This is a genomic window from Vibrio sp. D173a (assembly GCF_030248475.1).
This window is the reverse complement of record NZ_JAHGAH010000880.1, coordinates 1-621: the sequence shown is the minus strand read 5'-3', so window position 1 is coordinate 621 and position 621 is coordinate 1. Positions and strand designations below refer to the sequence as shown.

Below are 621 nucleotides of genomic sequence, written 5' to 3'. Positions count from 1 at the left end.
CGGCTTTTTCAAGGGAATCGAGGGCTTTTTTTCCGAAAAAGCTTAAAAAGAGATCTTGCTCTTGTTTTACCCCTCAGAGTCGATAACTTTTTCAACAATCTGCGTTACAAAGCCTTAACCTATAACTACCTGTCAGTCCTCATTTTTTGAACTTTTTATGACACTTTGAGCGTTTCAGGCACATGACACGCTTTTCTACACCGTAATACACAGCGAGATCTCTTATGTTTCAACCTTCCCGCCTACCCATTTTGCTGCTCATCACCTATGGGTTGCTGATGATTCTCGGCGGTCACTGGGTGTGGAAAATAAGTCATCAAAGTTTGCTCGAAGGTCACCAATCAAAGCTTGACCGTTTCTCTGTACATATCGCCAGTCAACTGGATAAATTTGCACACATTCCAGAGCTGCTTTCTAAAGACAAAGAGTTGATCGATGCGCTACACGCTCCTGATAACTCTGCACAGATAGAGCTAACCAATCGCTACCTCGCACATGTGAATCAGGTAATACAAGCCTCTGACACTTATTTGCTCGACCATATCGGTACCACGATTGCGGCCAGTAACTGGAATCAAAGCCACTCATTTGTTGGTCGTAACTTTGCTTTTCGTCCCTATT

1 pseudogene is annotated in these 621 nt (G+C 43.5%); it reads left to right on the top strand.

Features of this window, described 5'->3' with window-relative positions:
- Window positions 1-224 precede the first annotated feature (224 nt).
- Window positions 225-621: pseudogene (locus KIV40_RS29990) on the top strand (two-component sensor histidine kinase); the annotation flags it as partial.